The following is a 13966-nucleotide window of genomic DNA, read 5'->3' on the forward strand; positions in this document are numbered from 1 at the left end:
AAATTTTACAAATTGAGATCTCCCCATAGTGGAGAGTTTGATTCAAATCGACCGCCTGTGGACTTGAGTCCTGCAGTACTGAGGCGAGATAAGACTATTCGCTCTTATCCATCTGATAACTTGGCCCAAAGAGGCACCAGTCACGCTATGCGTTCCCTCCGAGGGTATGAGTGCATTCAGCAACCGGCCTGCATGTCCTTCAAGTTGCTGAATACATAAGAGCGAGACTATTAAGTCCAATTCTACACATGTCGATCTTAACCGATGACGCATGGAACCAATTTTATGCTCAGTTCTGGTTTTTTTTATCTTATTCGGACAGGTCCACCAAAAACAAGAACAACATATATAAGGTTGAAGAACAACAGTATTAATTCCTGGCGTGAGGTGCACGTGTGCAGATCAGACCATTGCATTCGTTGGGGGATGCATCCGTGCTGGCATCGATGGTCCAGTGACGACATGATCTGCGATCTGTTGCCTTAAATGTGCGTGTGCATGGTCGGTTACCCTCACATCAGGAAGCAGGCATCCACATAATTGAGGAGGTGGAACTGTGGCTGCGACTCTGGAAGAATACAAAAGACTTTTTAGAGAGGCGACCGTCTCGGATCAGGTGAAGCTGTTCCAGCTTCACATAGCAATCTACATTGTGGTGAATGCCATCTGGATAGCTCTCAACGCCATGGGCACGATAAAGACAATCCCCGGCTGGGCTATGTACTACCCAATAGTGGGCTGGGGACTGTTGGTGGTGGTCCATTACTGGTTCTATGTGCGCGGGGCTGAGAACCTCTGCAAGCTCAGGGAGCGGGAGATAGAATCCAGGCTGAGGTGAACCTTGAGGCTGTGGCCTCTTCAGGAACTCACGGGGTTCAGATCTCCTGCGTACCTGCGTGGATCCAGCGGTTCAGCCACACGATCAGGTGATATTATAATATTTTTTAATCTGTATGTATAGCAGTTAAGCATTTATTTCAGCGAGAAAACATCATAGTACATGGGCAGGATACCTGAGAAGTGCAGGGACTGGAAGGTCGCCCGATGCCCTCTCTTCAGATGGTGGTGCTCTCTTGTTTGCGGCGGGCTTACCGGTGGCCGGCTCTGCGCTCCCTGGTGCAGCGTTGCTGAGCGGTTTGGGCTTTGGAGCCTGTTTGTGACTCTGGCACTTCCACTGCTTATTATTCTGGCATTTATAATCCGCAGATGATCCGCTTCCGCATCTCAGTCAATTTCAGGCCGCTGAGCGCGCTGTACAGCAGCCTGGGACATCATCCATTGATGGCAGAGCTGCCTGTCAGAGATGCACAGGATCTTCCAGAAGATCATAATTAAAATTTTAATTTTGATTATTTCTGGTAGAACTTTATTTAGACGGTACCATACACCACAAGTGTCTATTAATAATATGATATTGTTCCTGTGTATGGTGAGTCTCTATGAGAATTAGGGTAGTCAGCTCCAAGAGCGAGATCGTACAGCTCAATCCGAATGAAAGAATGGTGCATCTGGCATTCAGGGCATCAAATGTCGATTTCCTGAATCTTATGCAGAGGTGCCCACGGCTAAGGGTGATCCAGGTACCGCCTTCGTACAAGAAGACGATGTCAAACGCCATTCAGGTGTTCCTGGAGATGCAGGGCATTGAGCTGCTCGAGGGTGATGTCTGGGGCCACAGGAAGGATCTTGACGAGTACTTCACGGTGAGCGACAGCACAATAGAAGAGATCAGGTCGATGATCAACAAGGGCGTCTCCTTTGAGCAGATGGCAGAGGAGCTCCAGAAGAAGGCGAGGATCGGCCCGGATCTCATAAGATACATCGCAAAGACAAAGGTAACGGCGTGACCCAGGAGCGCAACTCCTGGATCGCACCATCGCCGTGAAGTCGCTGCACTGTTTTTGCGCAGATATCCACCAGAACTGTCGTGCATGTCGATTCGGCCGGGCGTGTCTCTGCATTCTCTCATGTTTTGAAGTCGCCTCAAGATCTGCGGCTTCAGCTCTCATAACCCGACCGCTCTTATCCGTCTGATGACCTGCCCGAGGAGGCACCGGTCCTGCTATGCGCTACCGGCGAGCTAACGAGTGCATTCAGCAACCAGCCTGCATGTCCTTCAAGTTGCTGAATACATAAGAGCGAACCCAGCATGCAGCGAACACTCATCAGAGGGTGATAACCGCCCTTACTGTTCGCAGAGCCTCTCCGGAGTGGCGGGTCGTGGCTCAATCACCGAATGGCCTGCGGGAGTCAACTTCCACTGACTCCTGTGATTCTGAGAGTCATCATGCTGCAGGTCTGACTGATCTGTTTGCAAGTTAGTGGGAGTGAAGCATTACTTTCTATTATAATACACATTGGTTTGGCCATCTGCAGCATATGACAGGTGTTTTCATGGAAATCTATCATAATAAATCTTATACGACAAATTTATAAATTAAAAGCGAGCTCATAGCGAATAAGTCCAATTAAAGATACTTTATTGCAGAAAAAGGCCACAAAAATTCGTGTTGTTAGCCAAATACTCCGTGTGTGGTCTTTTCCGCAATTGCCTGATGAATGGACTAAACTCAGAAGGCGATCCGAAATGGCAGATGAGAAAGCACAGGTCTCCTCTCAGGAGAACGTCTACAGGCCGGCGAGCGACCTGGTTGAGAACTCCAATGTGATGCAGTGGATGAAGATAAAGGGCTTCAGAAGCGAGAAGGAGCTGCGGGAATGGTGCTCAAAGAACTACGTTGAGTTCTGGGACGAGATGGCAAAGACATATGCCGATTGGTTTGTGCCATATGAGAAGGTCCTGGAGTGGAACCCGCCGCATGCGAGATGGTTCGTTGGAGGAAAGTGCAATGTCGCGCACAACGCCCTCGACAGGCATGCAAGATCCTGGCGGAGAAATAAGGTCGCCTACTACTTCGTGGGCGAGCCGGTTGGGGACACCAGGGCCATAACGTACTATCAGCTCTACAGAGAGGTGAACAAGCTCGCCAACGGCCTCAGGAGCCTGGGGATCAGGAAGGGCGACAGGGTTGGAATCTACCTGCCGATGATCCCGGAGCTGCCAGTGGCGATGCTGGCATGTGCGAAGATCGGCGCGATACATGTCGTAGTCTTCTCGGGGTTCAGCGCAGGCGCGCTCCGCGAGAGGATCAATGACGCCGGCGCGAGGATCCTGATAACGTGCGATGGGTCATACAGAAGAGGAAAGCCGATCCCGATAAAGTCCCAGGCAGACGAGGCCCTCCAGGACGCCCCCTCAGTAGAGCGCCAGATCGTCTACAGACGAACCGGCCAGAGCATCGACTGGAAGGATGGGTTCGATATCTGGTGGCATGACCTCGTGAAGAACCAGCCTGATGAGTGCGAGACCCTCCAGATGGACTCGGAGGATCCGCTCTTCATACTCTACACAGCTGGAGCTGGAGGAAAGCCGAGGGGTGTTGTCCATGCGCACGGCGGCTTCTGCGTCGGGCCTGCGTACACAACGAGCTGGGTCTTCGACATAAAAGATACTGATGTGTACTGGTCGACCGCTGACATCGGGTGGATCACAGGCCACACATACATAGTCTACGGCCCGCTCTGCCTTGGAGCGACGAGCGTTATGTACGAGGGCTCTCCGGATTACCCCGATTTCGGGAGATGGTTCCAGATCATAGAGGATTATGGCGTCTCTGTCATCTACACAGCGCCCACCGCGATCAGGATGTTCATGAAGGAGGGCGAGGAGTGGCCTAAGAAGTACGACCTGAGAAGCGTCAGGCTGATGGGATCTGTCGGCGAGGCCATGAACCCTGATGCGTTCCTGTGGTGGAGGAAGCATGTCGGCAACGACTGGGCTCCCATAATGGACACCTGGTTCCAGTCGGAGACCGGCTGCCATGTGATAGCTCCACTGCCTATAACCCCGCTCAAGCCGGGCTCGCCTGCATTCCCGCTTCCAGGATACAATGTGGAGCTGCTGGATGTGAACGGGAGAGCTGTTGGTCCTGAGGAGAGCGGGAACATCGTGCTCACAGCCCCATGGCCGACGATGCTCAGAGGCATATACGGAGAGCCTGAGAAGCTCAAAGAGATATACTACGACTACTACTGGAACATCAAACCTGGAATATACCTCAGCGGCGACAGGGCGAGAAGGGATTCAGATGGCTACTGGTGGATACTGGGCAGGATCGACGATGTCCTCAAGGTCGCAGGCCACAGGATAAGCAATGCAGAGGTCGAGGCTGCCGCGGTCTCGCATCCGAATGTCGCGGATGCGGCGGTCATCGGCAGGCCGGACAAGGTCAAGGGGGAGAATATCGTCCTCTTCGTCGTGCTGAAAGAGGGCGTCATGGCTGACGAGAACCTCAAGAAGGAGATCAGGAACCACGTCAGGACAACAATGGGACCGATAGCGATGCCATCGGAGGTTTACTTCGTCCCGGCCATACCAAAGGACAGAACCGGGAAGCCTGTGAGGGCTGTGATCAGGGCAAAGGCGCTTGGTGCAGCTCTAGGCGATACATCATCGGTGGTCAACAGGGATGCCATCGATGCCATACCCGCGATCTAGCGGTGGTATGGCTCATTTTTTATTATCCTGAAAGCCCTGTAGAGCTGCTCAAGCAGGATGATCCTCGCCAGCTGATAGGGAAATGTCATCCTCGAGAGCGAGAGCCGGAGATCCGAGCGGTTCAGCACATCCTGTGAGAGCCCTTCCGGACCGCCGATTATCCAGTTAACAACGCCACAACCCTCGACGATTCTGTTCTGGAGCCAAGATGCCAGCTCCGTGGAACTCATGCTCTCACCGTGCTCATCGAGCGCCACTGTTATACCTCCTCTCAGATGCGCGAGAATCTCCCTTCCCTCTTTAAGGGGATCCCCCTCGCGAACCTCCACGACCTCCAGCCTGGTGTAGGGAGCGAGGCGTTTAATATAATATGATGCTGCATCCTGCCAGAATCTATCTCTGATCCTGCCGACGGCGATTATCCTCATGTGCATGATATCTCCGCTCTTATCCATCTGATAACTTGGCCCGAAGAGGCACCAGTCACGCTATGCGTTCCTTCCAAGTGTATGAGTGCATTCAGCAACCGGCCTTCATGTCCTTCAAGTTGCTGAATACATAAGAGCGGATATCTTTATGCCTGACCTCTTTCCCGGATTTCTGGCTGCATCCCTCCGCATCAGGATGATGACTGCATCTGCAGGACTGGACGTGCTAATGACCTCTCAGTATTCCGCGTGCTGCAAGCAGTCCGGTAGCCGCGGCCGCAACTATGCCTCTCGAGAGACCGGCGCCATCGCCTGCAGCGTGGAGTGATGGTATGCTGGTCTGCAGGTCCCTGTCGACGCTTATCTCCCGGGCGTAGAACTTTATCTCCGGCGCGTAAAGCAGCGTGGAGTCAGCGTTTACTCCAGGAATGATCTCGTTCAGGATCTCAAGCCCCTCGATTACGTCCATGACTATCCTGTGAGGCAGGGCCATCGATATGTCTCCTGGCGTCACATCTATCAGCGTGTTCCGGACTGGATTCCTGGCGATCCTCTCCTCCGTGGACCTCCTCCCCCTGTGGAGGTCCCCCAGCCTCTGAATCACGGGCCTCCTCCCGCCGATAGTTGTCACGAGCTTCGCTATCGATATTCCGTAGGCCGTGGTGTTCTCTATCGGCTTCGTCAGCTCAAGCCTGACAAGAAATGCGAAGTTCGTGTTCTCAGAGCGCTCCCCGGACATCGAGTGGCCGTTTGTTGCTATGAAATCCCTGTACTCCTCCTTGACCACGAATCCACCAGGGTTTGTGCAGAATGTCCTGATGAAATCATCGTATCTGTGAGTTATGATGTGAAACTTCGGATCCCTGTTGATTCGCGTGACGGGGTCCATGACTATCGAGGGCACCTCCACACGCACCCCAACATCCAGAGGACCGTACCGGGCTTTTATGCCGTACCTGTCGATCATCTCTCCGATCCACTGTGCGCCTATCCTCCCCGGCGCGAGGAGCGTGCTACCGGCCCTGATCTCTCTTCCATCAGAGAGCCTGACTCCAATGCATGCGTCGCCATCAATTATGAGATCTGCAGCCGAACTGTTCAGCACGAACCTGACGCCTCGCCGTTTGAGGTCGGCGCTGAACGCCCTTATTATCTCAGGAGTCCTGTCGGATCCCATGTGGCGCTGTTTTATTGCTATGAATCTCGCACCGACGGATGCAGCCCTCCGGCTGAGATCCTCCACATCGCTCTGCGTGGGCTCCTGTATCTCGACAGGAGCGCCGTATCTCAGAAATACCGAGTCCACCTCATCCACCAGCGACCAGGCATCATCAGTCAGGCGCGTGAGATCGCCGCCAATTGCCGGATGGAGATTCAGTATACCATCTGAGTATGTGCCCGCTCCGCCCATCCCGCACATTATGTGGCACGGGTCGCAGTGGAGGCAGTGGCCCCACTTCTTCATCGGGCAGCTCCTCTCAGAGATGTCCCTGCCCTTATCGACAACCACAACGCTCTTTCCGTGGGCGGATAGCTCCAGAGCCGCGAAGAGTCCTGCCGGCCCGGCGCCGACCACGACCACATCATGCATGCATCAGTATATCACATCAATGGTATTTTAAACCGCGGGAATTGGCAGAGCTCGTCTCCATTCGAAGCGCGCAAGGAGGGGGTGCAAAAGGATTTTCGCGGCAGGATCGCCTTCTTTGCGGCCTCAAGCTGGGCTCCATCGCCATGCGGCCCATTAAGATTATCTGTCATGCAGTCGCAATCTGATGGTCAGGTGCACTGGGGGTTCTGATCTGGATCTGGCCGCATATCTTCAGTACTTCATATACGCGTTCACCTCAATATTCATAATAGTGAACCCCATCGAGGCGACGATGGTATTCGTCTCTCTGACGCGGGATGCCAGCCCCGCTGAGAAGAGCCGGATATGCGTCCGCGCAACGCTTGTGGCATTCTCTGTTGCGATGATCTTCGCCCTTGCGGGGGATATGATCCTGAGGTTCTTCGGCATAACCGTTGACTCTCTCAGGGTCGCGGGTGGCATACTGCTCTTTCTTGTGGCCATAGACATGCTCCGCGCAAAACCTCACAAGAAGGTCACAGAGGCCGAGATCGAGGATGCAACAACCAGGGAGGACATCTCGATATTCCCGCTGGCGATCCCGCTGCTCACCGGCCCTGGAGCGATAACCACAGTGATAGTGAATATGGGAGCAAGCAGCACACTCATGGATAAGATGCTGGTGCTCCTAGCGATATGTTTGACATTTGGCGCAACCTATGCCATACTCAGATCTGCAGAGTATGTCGATGATCTCCTCGGCGTTACTGGGATCATGGTGTTCACGAGGATAATGGGCCTGATCCTAGGGGCGATAGCTGTTGATTTTGTTAGCGTGGGCGCATGGAACATCTACATCTCAATGGCATCAGGCGCATGCGCCTCCTGAAGAACGGCGCTCCTGATGTTCTGCAGCAACATCGCTCCTCATGAATCGGCGTTCCTGAGTCCTCTAAGTGGATCTCGACGTCTCCCCCTCCAGACCGATAACTCTATACATCATCCTCTCCCTCCACAGATAGTGGTGTCGGCCTGTGTTGCAGGCCAGAGAGCGTACTCAGGCGTGGAGGTCCGGTTCATCAATGGATCCAGAGCATGCGATCAGGAGATGCCCGCAGCATGGGTTTTTCAGAGGAGATGCATGCAGCTGCGGAAGCAGAGGGAAGCTAGTTCTTGATGGTGTCAGGACTGAGAAGCTCGGGAGGCTGCTCGCAGGAGCGCTCCGTCACTTCCCCGACGACCTGGGGCTGGCGATGAGCCCGCAGGGGTGGGTGGAGATACCGGTGCTTGTGGATGCCATCCGGACCAGATACAGATGGGCAAACGAGAATGTCATAATGGCGCTCGTCAGGTCAGATCCAAAGGGCAGATACGAGATAAACGGCACGCGAATAAGGGCCAGATACGGCCATTCTGTGGATGTGGATCTCGACTACCCAGAGAACGAGCTGCCCATGCTCTACTACGGGACCGCAGAGGAGGAGGCAGAGCGGCTCCTTGAGGTCGGCCTTAAGTCAGCCACACAGAGGTATGTACACCTCAGCACAACTCCGGATAAGGCATGGGAGGTCGGCACCTTCAGGACGAGCAATCCAAAGATAATCGTCGTGGACGCAGCAGGAGCTCAGCGAGAGGGTGTGAGGATGATGAAGGTGAGCGAGAGCATGGTCATCTCCGAGCCGATACCCCCGAAGTTCCTGAGCATGATGCCAGCGAAGGCCCAGAGATAGACGCAGAGAACATATGTCACCTGGGTGCATCTTAGGATGAGTCTGACATTCTTTTTCGCACTGGCCATCCAGGTCGCAGTGAACCTTCTGGTTGAACCTCCTGGTTATATCTCCTTGACCTCCTCCATTCCCCGCTCCTCGTCTATTGACTTCACAAGCTTGCTGAGGAGCAGCGCGAATAGGCCTGAGAGGCCACCTGCTATGGCAGCCTCCGCCTTTCTGTCTCTGGTCTTTCTTCCCATCAGCAGGCTTGTGAGAAAGACGATCGCCATGGAGACGAGATACTCGGGGGCATCTCTGATGAGATGCCCCACCGGATCATCAGAGGCATTCACAATGTCCCTGTGAAACACCCAGTGATCGTCGAACTCATGAACATGCGCACCTGACGGCCCCCGGAACTGCCTGATCGCTCCGGGGATCATCTCCCCCATCAGCGTCTCCTTGAAGCACACAGGCAGCTCGGGGCAGCACTCCTTCGGCAGAGCATACTTCCTGTGGTATGGCATCCCATCTATCCAGCTGCAGATATGTTTGCAGTGATGATCACAGTCCATGTGTCAATATACGCGATGATGTATTAAATCCCATCGCGTGCCCCATGACTCGGAGTTTCTCGCGTCTTCATCGCACCAGGAGAGCTGTGTACCCGTATCGTCCACAGCAAATGACCTCACTGAATTCATTATAGTATTCCGCATAAGTTGCTATAATATAGAATATTACATAAAATCATCTATGAAGTATGACATATCCAGTAGCTTTTAAATGGGTTTACATGGAGTGACGCAAAGAACTATAGATGAAGCGTGGTGCTTAACGTGCTGCTGCGGTCACTGCTCTCCAGCACTCGGCGGAATCAGATCCTCCGCAACCTGTGCGTTACAGAAAATCAGGATGCTCGGCCCGATCGCCTTGATCTGATCATCTCCACGAACCTTTTCTTCTTCTCAATCGCGCGCTCCGCCGCTGCGTCCACGAGCGCGCGCATCTCCTCGAAGTCCCTCGTCGCCTCCTCGCCGACGAACTTCTTTATTGGAGTGTACGCAGACTCCCTGAACCTCGGCGAGAAGTCTTTAATCCCCTCTTTCGTATGAAGCTCCACGCCAGAGCCTCTCTCGACTCTGCCGATGATATCAGCAGCGACGCCGGCTCTTTCTATGACATCCAGTATCCCATCAGCCTCGCCCTCGGGGGCAATTATCAGGAGAGCGTCTATCGATACTCCGAGATAGTCTATCTCGAGCCTCTCGAGCATATCCAGAACCCTCTGGTTGACAAGAGATCTCATCCGATCCTCGAAGAAGACCAGCTTCACTCCGGCTGTGTGGGAGATCTCCTTCGCATCCCCTCTTATCCCGCCATTGGTCACGTCGGTCATCGCATGTATTTCCAGACTCTCACCGATCAGCGCACCTGCAGCCTCCAGGAACTTTATGTTGAGCGTCTCCTCCACGACATCATGCATCCCGTAGTAGAGAGCTGCAGCGCAGATCGTTCCTCCACCAGCGCCCTCTGTCATGATTATGACATCTCCTGGGGCTGCATCCTTTCTCGGAGTGATCCTCTCTGCGACACCAACAGCACCGACGCAGCCCGTGAGCCTCTCGCCTATGACCATATCACCGCCTATCCTCAGCGTGCTGCCTGTGATCAGCGGTACGTTCACAAGCTCTCCGACGGTGGCGATACCGGCTATGTGGTCGAGCACCTTTGCGACATCGCCGTCGTCTGCGAGATGAACATCTGAGAAGAGGGCAACAGGCTTTGCACCCATCACCAGGATGTCGCGCAGCGCGGCCCTTGTAACATGGAAGCCGGCGAGAAAGGGATAGTCGCTCAGCCTGGAGTGCATTCCATCAACAGTGACCACGAGATACCTGTCACCAGCCCTTACCACTCCTGAATCGTCCAGCTCTGATGAGTCCACGACTGCGCCTGTCCTTCCTATGACCTCTGCGATCTTTGTGTGCATGTAGAAGTCGCCCAGGCCTCGGGATCCGACCCCGAACTCGCCCATGCTCACGCCGGAGCCATGAAGCTCGAACACATCCCCTCTGGGGTTGAGCGTTGCCCTGGCCTCCTGCAGCACGGCTCCTGCCAGAGACTCTGCTCTATCCCTGCTCATGCCCTTTATCTCGACGATGAGATCTGCGAGTTTATTCCTGATATCCGGGTCGTTTCTCCTCAGCCCAAGCTTGGCATAGCCCTCAAGATCCATACGATGGGCACAGGCCATGATCCCGCGCCCGCTCACCTCCATTCCGGTTCAGGCGGCATCTCATAAGTATCTACCTGACGGCCCGACTGTACCCACCTTTAGAATCAAACAGCATGAAGCGCCTGATCTGCAGATCTCATACGTTGGGGTATTTGCATCATGAAATGGCATTACATGAAATGTACATGTGAGGATCAGATATGTGTGATCCGCTGGCTCTACGGGCCGGCCTGTCCTCCCATTTTCACGATCAGACTCTCCACCCAGTCCCAGTCGTGCTCATAGATGTGGGCTGATGCGCTGAGCGTGGTGATGCTTCCAGGAGCCGTTCCGGTCTCACCTGAAACATGGTGGAGGAGCCTTGTCAGAGCGTACACGTTCGCGGGATACGCTCCGGCGAAGTCATGGCTCCTGAACACCGCCGTCAGGTTCATCCTGCTGTATCTTATTTTGAAATCACAGACGACCATGCACGGCACCTCCTCCCTTTTGTGATCCACGGGTGGAATCCAGGTCACCGCGGTCGCCCTTCTCGTCCTGGGGTTTCTCTTCAGCCGGTTTACTATCTCAGCGATCTGATCCACCTCTCCGTTCCAGGATCTGAGGCGCTCTCCGTAGGTGTATTCGAATCCGGGGTTTTCAGGGGAGAGGAGCTGGGATGCATACTCATCGAGACGATCCTCTGTCCACGAGTACTCGCGGGGAGCAATGCAGGAGCTTGCATCCTCTATGACGACCATGAGGTTCATCAGCTCCTTTGTCCTCGAGCCCCTCTCGTCCTCGATCTCAGCGCCCTGCCGCCATATGATGTTGAGACCGCGGCGCCATGCTTCATCCGCTGCTCTGGCACGAACAAGCCGACCGATGCTATTCATGGTGCAGGTCCTGAACACGCAGAGGTTCGCAAGAATCGGGATCTCCCATGAGTTCCCTGCCATTCATCACCTGTTACAATCAACTTCATTACTCCCGGGACCATGGATTCAACGATACCACCAGACAGCAGTTAAACAGAGCCATGCGCAATCCAGTTCAGGGGCTCTCAGCTCTTCTTCTCCAGCTCCTCCAGCGCCTCAGGAGGGAGCTGCCTGACGATGTCTATCTTCTTAACGCATCGGGTCGGGATCCCGTACTTCTTGGCTATCGGCCTGAGATCCTTCATGGTGTACTTTGCCGCTATCTCCTCCGGATCCAATTATGACCACCTCTCTGGGTTTTGATCACAAGAATCATAAACATATCGATTCTCATCTCACAGGGGTTTGCTTGGCGGAGTTCGAATGGGAGCTTGTGAGGGCATTCAACACCTTCTTTGAGATGGAGGGGATCGAGGCGATCGCGTACAGACTCAGGCAGGCCAGGTTCTCGGCACAGCACATGGATGTGCTTGTCGACTCAAGATACCCCGAGTACTACCTCGCCATAGAGTGCAAGAGCCTCGCCACAGAGGGCCCTCTTTATTTCAAGCAGCACTTCTCCCCAGACCAGATCGAGAGGGAGAGCAGGTTCGTGGAGCTATCAGGTCGCACAGGGGTGCTGGCGGTTGAGTTCCGGGGAGGGAGAGGCAGATCAAAAAGAGCTCATCTGATACCCTGGTCTGTCGTGAAGGAGATCCGCGATTCAGGCGCGTCATGCCTGGCCATCGAGACGGTCGAGAGCTATCCTGGTATTCCAAGAGTCAGAGGAGGCTACAGGATGAGCCACGATACTGTATCAGAGCTGTATAATGCATGTCGATACGGATGAGGATATCAGATCTGAACACAACGGCGTCTGCGTGCCAGAGTTGCTGCGGGTTGCATTCGTGTGGTCACTCCGGCATGCCAACAACTTAAAATGCGATCCCGACACAGAGAATGTGGAGCTCTGAAGGTGCTCATTTCAATAAGAGGTGAGTCAGTTGCCTCCTGTCAACAAGGCGATAGTCTTCCTGGGGCCTGAGGACTGCTACGGCCCGTGTGGCTGCGGGATGGACATGGCCATTCTGCCTGTGCTTGTGCCAAAGGACTGGTACCTTGAGGAGTGCCCTCCTGAGGTGGCGAACGATTTCTTCTGCATGGGCGAGGACTTCAGAAGGATATGCGGATTCACAATAAACAATGTGTTTGAATATGAGATGAACGGCGTCGAGTACTTTGCGAACTTCTCATGCTGCAGGGAGTGCGCAGAGCGCGCTGTGAACCAGGGATATGCTGTCTGGGCTGACAGGGATTACCCCATGTCTCTGAGGTGAGGTGTTTGGCATGCAGGATCTACACAACGCCTGAGTGCCCGAGATGCGAGCAGCTGAAGGTGTTTCTTGAGAGAAGGGGTGTGAGCTTTGAGGTTGTCGATATGACAACAGCCGAGGCCCTCACAGAGCTCAGGGTCAATGGAGTGTTCACGATGTCCGCGCCGGTGCTGGAGATAAACGGCAGGTTCTACACAACCGGAGATCTGTTCGATGGCGATCGGCTCAAGGAGCTTGAGCTCTAGAACTCCATACCCCTAACCCTGTTTATATCGAACACTGCCGTCCTGGCGACGTGCATGACCGCGAAGGTGCCCGCCTGGATCGGATCTGTGACGACAAGGTCTGCCTGCCTGGGCACAGTGCCCGCCATCTTCAGGGCTATGACAGGTATCCCCTCCTTCTGGAGCTTGGCCACCTCCTCTGTTATGCGCCCGCCCATCAGGGCGCCTGCCAGGATTAAAATCGAGGCCCTGTGGAGCCTGCTCACAGCGCTCACGGCATCAGCGATTGCATCCTCTCCCACAAGCGGGATCGTGTCGACGCTTATCCTCTCCCCCCGCAGGTTGTGCCTGTCGGCCTCGCTGACCGCTCCAACGGCAGCCTGGGCGACCTGAGCGCCCCCTCCTATGATTATGACCCGCGAGCCGTAGATCTGGTTGAATGAGGGGTGCACTGTGACCTCGTATACCTGTGGCATTGATCTGAGCGACTCCACCACGCCCTCAATCCCACCACGCACATCCCCCTCGATCTCCATGTACACCGTCCCCTTCCCCCTGTTAACGCCCCTGTCCAGGACGAACTGCTGGGTGTAGACGATATTGCCGCCGCGCTCCGCCACCACGCCTGCTATATCGCGCAGCATGCCGGGCCTGTCCTCGCATATTATGTTTATCGCAAAGCTCGTCTTATCCCCCATGATCTCAGACCTCCATCAGACTTCAAGTAATGATGTGCACCAGATGAATCTTATCTCATCCCTCCAACAGGTTTTATCGCAGACCGGCCAGGCGCCTGACAACCAGATCCGGTGCAATCTCGCCCCTCTTGATCAGAATGGGCAGTGTGCGAAATTACAGCAATTTCGGCACACTGCCGGATACATAGCGTATATATACTTTGAATAGATCCAATTGCCGTCACAACTCCTGCTCCATAACAAAATGTTTTAACCATTGCGTTGATCTATCCAGACTATGGGTAGAAAGAGAGTTCATGAAGTGAGT

16 protein-coding genes are annotated in these 13966 nt (G+C 54.3%); 9 read left to right on the top strand and 7 right to left on the bottom strand.

The features are described from left to right. Positions 1-556 precede the first annotated feature (556 nt). The 4 genes from QHG98_09165 to acs all read left to right on the top strand — a co-directional run bounded on the left by QHG98_09165 (position 557) and on the right by acs (position 4558). Complete coding sequence (locus tag QHG98_09165; protein ID MDH7597886.1) at positions 557-838, top strand: 2TM domain-containing protein; 282 nt, start codon at positions 557-559, stop codon at positions 836-838. A gap of 162 nt (positions 839-1000) precedes the next feature. Next, on the top strand, positions 1001-1210 hold the full coding sequence (locus tag QHG98_09170; protein ID MDH7597887.1) for a hypothetical protein: 210 nt from the start codon (positions 1001-1003) through the stop codon (positions 1208-1210). Positions 1211-1439: 229 nt separating this feature from the next. After that, positions 1440-1847, top strand: a complete 408-nt coding sequence (locus QHG98_09175; protein MDH7597888.1) for a DUF1699 family protein — start codon at positions 1440-1442, stop codon at positions 1845-1847. Positions 1848-2587: 740 nt separating this feature from the next. After that, positions 2588-4558, top strand: a complete 1971-nt coding sequence (acs, locus tag QHG98_09180; GenBank protein MDH7597889.1) for an acetate--CoA ligase — start codon at positions 2588-2590, stop codon at positions 4556-4558. Here the strand turns inward: acs and QHG98_09185 are convergent. Continuing rightward, positions 4555-4992 carry a 23S rRNA (pseudouridine(1915)-N(3))-methyltransferase RlmH gene (locus tag QHG98_09185; protein MDH7597890.1) on the bottom strand — a complete coding sequence of 146 codons (438 nt, stop codon included), beginning with the start codon at positions 4990-4992 and terminating at the stop codon, positions 4555-4557. The two genes, acs and QHG98_09185, sit on opposite strands and share 4 nt — an antisense overlap. A gap of 220 nt (positions 4993-5212) precedes the next feature. Further along, on the bottom strand, positions 5213-6577 hold the full coding sequence (locus tag QHG98_09190) for an NAD(P)/FAD-dependent oxidoreductase (protein ID MDH7597891.1): 1365 nt from the start codon (positions 6575-6577) through the stop codon (positions 5213-5215). A 184-nt stretch (positions 6578-6761) separates the two neighbouring features. Here QHG98_09190 and QHG98_09195 point away from each other — a divergent pair, with 184 nt between their 5' ends. Together QHG98_09195 and QHG98_09200 are read left to right on the top strand one after the other, a co-directional pair. Then, positions 6762-7445, top strand: coding sequence for a MarC family protein (locus QHG98_09195; GenBank protein ID MDH7597892.1), 684 nt, complete (start codon positions 6762-6764; stop codon positions 7443-7445). A 193-nt stretch (positions 7446-7638) separates the two neighbouring features. Further along, the gene (locus QHG98_09200) at positions 7639-8286 is read left to right on the top strand and encodes an RNA 2'-phosphotransferase (GenBank protein ID MDH7597893.1); all 648 of its coding nucleotides are present in this window, start codon (positions 7639-7641) and stop codon (positions 8284-8286) included. Positions 8287-8390: 104 nt separating this feature from the next. Here the strand turns inward: QHG98_09200 and QHG98_09205 are convergent, their stop codons facing one another. The 4 genes from QHG98_09205 to QHG98_09220 form a co-directional block, all read right to left on the bottom strand. Beyond that, complete coding sequence (locus QHG98_09205; protein ID MDH7597894.1) at positions 8391-8795, bottom strand: hypothetical protein; 405 nt, start codon at positions 8793-8795, stop codon at positions 8391-8393. 383 nt (positions 8796-9178) lie between these two features. Continuing rightward, a complete protein-coding gene (locus QHG98_09210; GenBank protein MDH7597895.1) occupies positions 9179-10549 on the bottom strand; it encodes an AIR synthase-related protein in 1371 nt (456 codons plus the stop codon). Between the two features lie 176 nt (positions 10550-10725). Beyond that, positions 10726-11445, bottom strand: coding sequence for a thymidylate synthase (locus QHG98_09215; GenBank protein MDH7597896.1), 720 nt, complete (start codon positions 11443-11445; stop codon positions 10726-10728). Between the two features lie 104 nt (positions 11446-11549). Then, a complete protein-coding gene (locus tag QHG98_09220) occupies positions 11550-11702 on the bottom strand; it encodes a hypothetical protein (GenBank protein MDH7597897.1) in 153 nt (50 codons plus the stop codon). Positions 11703-11773: 71 nt separating this feature from the next. Here QHG98_09220 and QHG98_09225 point away from each other — a divergent pair, with 71 nt between their 5' ends. From QHG98_09225 to QHG98_09235, 3 genes are all read left to right on the top strand, one after another. Continuing rightward, positions 11774-12253 carry a hypothetical protein gene (locus QHG98_09225; protein ID MDH7597898.1) on the top strand — a complete coding sequence of 160 codons (480 nt, stop codon included), beginning with the start codon at positions 11774-11776 and terminating at the stop codon, positions 12251-12253. A 145-nt stretch (positions 12254-12398) separates the two neighbouring features. Continuing rightward, positions 12399-12740 carry a hypothetical protein gene (locus QHG98_09230; GenBank protein ID MDH7597899.1) on the top strand — a complete coding sequence of 114 codons (342 nt, stop codon included), beginning with the start codon at positions 12399-12401 and terminating at the stop codon, positions 12738-12740. Further along, on the top strand, positions 12737-12982 hold the full coding sequence (locus QHG98_09235) for a glutaredoxin family protein (GenBank protein MDH7597900.1): 246 nt from the start codon (positions 12737-12739) through the stop codon (positions 12980-12982). The genes QHG98_09230 and QHG98_09235 overlap by 4 nt, the downstream gene beginning before the upstream one ends. On the opposite strand, the gene QHG98_09240 is transcribed toward QHG98_09235, so the two are convergent. Next, positions 12979-13659, bottom strand: a complete 681-nt coding sequence (locus QHG98_09240; GenBank protein MDH7597901.1) for a DUF5612 domain-containing protein — start codon at positions 13657-13659, stop codon at positions 12979-12981. The two genes, QHG98_09235 and QHG98_09240, sit on opposite strands and share 4 nt — an antisense overlap. Positions 13660-13966: the final 307 nt, after the last annotated feature.

Source organism: Methanothrix sp., from assembly GCA_029907715.1.
Classification (GTDB): Archaea; Halobacteriota; Methanosarcinia; order Methanotrichales; family Methanotrichaceae; genus Methanothrix_B.

What these genes read in the sequence shown, in the direction of transcription:
- QHG98_09205 (MDH7597894.1), bottom strand. Translation starts at nt 8,795, where the DNA reads ATGCCATACCACAGGAAGTATGCTCTGCCGAAGGAGTGCTGCCCCGAG.
- QHG98_09210 (MDH7597895.1), bottom strand. Translation starts at nt 10,549, where the DNA reads ATGGAGGTGAGCGGGCGCGGGATCATGGCCTGTGCCCATCGTATGGAT.
- acs (MDH7597889.1), top strand. Translation starts at nt 2,588, where the DNA reads ATGGCAGATGAGAAAGCACAGGTCTCCTCTCAGGAGAACGTCTACAGG.
- QHG98_09175 (MDH7597888.1), top strand. Translation starts at nt 1,440, where the DNA reads ATGAGAATTAGGGTAGTCAGCTCCAAGAGCGAGATCGTACAGCTCAAT.
- QHG98_09200 (MDH7597893.1), top strand. Translation starts at nt 7,639, where the DNA reads ATGGATCCAGAGCATGCGATCAGGAGATGCCCGCAGCATGGGTTTTTC.
- QHG98_09185 (MDH7597890.1), bottom strand. Translation starts at nt 4,992, where the DNA reads ATGCACATGAGGATAATCGCCGTCGGCAGGATCAGAGATAGATTCTGG.
- QHG98_09170 (MDH7597887.1), top strand. Translation starts at nt 1,001, where the DNA reads ATGGGCAGGATACCTGAGAAGTGCAGGGACTGGAAGGTCGCCCGATGC.
- QHG98_09195 (MDH7597892.1), top strand. Translation starts at nt 6,762, where the DNA reads ATGGTCAGGTGCACTGGGGGTTCTGATCTGGATCTGGCCGCATATCTT.
- QHG98_09240 (MDH7597901.1), bottom strand. Translation starts at nt 13,659, where the DNA reads ATGGGGGATAAGACGAGCTTTGCGATAAACATAATATGCGAGGACAGG.
- QHG98_09215 (MDH7597896.1), bottom strand. Translation starts at nt 11,445, where the DNA reads ATGGCAGGGAACTCATGGGAGATCCCGATTCTTGCGAACCTCTGCGTG.
- QHG98_09190 (MDH7597891.1), bottom strand. Translation starts at nt 6,577, where the DNA reads ATGCATGATGTGGTCGTGGTCGGCGCCGGGCCGGCAGGACTCTTCGCG.